The following is a 1,552-nucleotide window of genomic DNA, read 5'->3' as shown; positions in this document are numbered from 1 at the left end:
CTCTAAATAACTAGCACTTTTACATAGGAAATCCATTAATAGGTCTCTTATTAGTCATTATCCGCATAATACTTGTCAGTATAAAACTGAAAACCTCAAACCCTGTTCTAGTATCAAAAAAAAGAAAAGGATGGTTCAAAGGACCATCCTTTTCTTTTTCATAACTTCCTCTCAAGGTTTACTTACTCATTTATTCATTAAAGGAACTTATTTTTGTTCTTTTTCCTCTTCTAAATCTCTTTTCAGCCAATAAATAAGTTGTTGTTCACGTTCTTTGTTCATTTTTTTTGATTGCTGCTGTGACCATTCATAAAATCCTTTTCCCGTTTTTTGTCCGTAATTTCCCTCATCTATAAGATTTTTCATCTTGCTAAACGATTTATTATGATTGCTTAAATCGGGGAATAGATAGGCTGATATAGAATCAAATACATCTAGTCCTCCCATATCAGCTGTCATAAATGGGCCTGTCACTGACAAACGTCTACCTATGCTATAACAAACGGCTTTATCAATATCCTCGATCGAGGCCACCCCTTGCTTAAGAATATATTGAGCCTCACGGAATAAAGCATACTGCAGTCGATTTCCAATTGAACCAAGGATATCTTTTTGAACCACAATAGGCTTTTTATTCAAGTTTTTAAGTAATTCAAGCGATCGATTAACAGTCTGTTCTGACGTCTGCTCTCCACGTATTACTTCTACAAGAGGGATTAAATGTCCTGGATTCCAAAAATGTGTAACTACTGTTCTTTCCGGATATGATGTAAGAGCAGCAATATCAGTTGGACTCAAACCGGATGTGTTACTCGCAAGTATTACATTTTGGGAACATAATTCATCTAACTCTTGAAACATTTTTTGTTTTAAGTATAAGTTTTCTGGAATTCCTTCAATCACGAAACTCGCATTATTTACACACTCTCTTAATGAATTTGTAAAGTAGATACGTTCTTTTATATTTTTTATCTCATTAGAATCCACTACCTCATACGTTGTCAACAAATTCAATTTTTCATCAATACCTTGATTCCCACGGTGAATATCATTGTCATCTATTCCCCAAATTTTTACGTTGAAGCCTGCTATAGATGCAGATAAAGCAATAGAGTGCCCCATTGTACCAGAACCTATAATTGCTAATTCTTCTTTAGAAACACTCATATTGCTGTCCACCCTCCATCTACTTTAATTGTTTCTCCTGTTATAAACTGAGCTAAATCGGAAGCTAAAAAAAGAACTGCTCCTGTAACATCGGAGGGCTGAGCCAATTTTCCTAAAGGGATACGGGAGACAGCATCCTGATAAAATTCCTGATCTTCAAACATTTCCCTCGTAAAATCTGTCTCGATAAAAGTAGGAGCCACAGCATTTACTCTTACGTTATAGGGGGCCCATTCAACTGCAAGTGCTTTTGTTAACTGAACTGCGCCGCCTTTACTAGAACAATAGACAGAGCGCTTAATATACCCTACAAAAGCCATTTGGGACGCCATATTAATAATCTTTCCTCCTCCTTGTTCTATCATATGTTTGCCTACTCTTTGTG

General features: G+C 36.0%; 2 protein-coding genes. Both read right to left on the bottom strand.

The window, feature by feature from the left end; all coding sequences use genetic code 11:
* Nucleotides 1–207: 207 nt before the first annotated feature.
* Nucleotides 208–1,167 (bottom strand): 3-hydroxyacyl-CoA dehydrogenase family protein, encoded by a 960-nt coding sequence (locus RB298_RS00485; RefSeq protein ID WP_486045216.1) that lies wholly within the window; start codon nt 1,165–1,167, stop codon nt 208–210.
* A partial coding sequence (locus RB298_RS00480; protein WP_486045214.1) for an SDR family NAD(P)-dependent oxidoreductase occupies nt 1,164–1,552 on the bottom strand: 389 nt, incomplete at its 5' end. The genes RB298_RS00485 and RB298_RS00480, both read right to left, overlap by 4 nt.

It is taken from the genome of Priestia sp. BR_2 (assembly GCF_041954005.1).
GTDB lineage: Bacteria > Bacillota > Bacilli > Paenibacillales > Paenibacillaceae > Paenibacillus_AQ > Paenibacillus_AQ lautus_A.
This window is presented reverse-complemented; position numbering and strand designations above follow the sequence as displayed.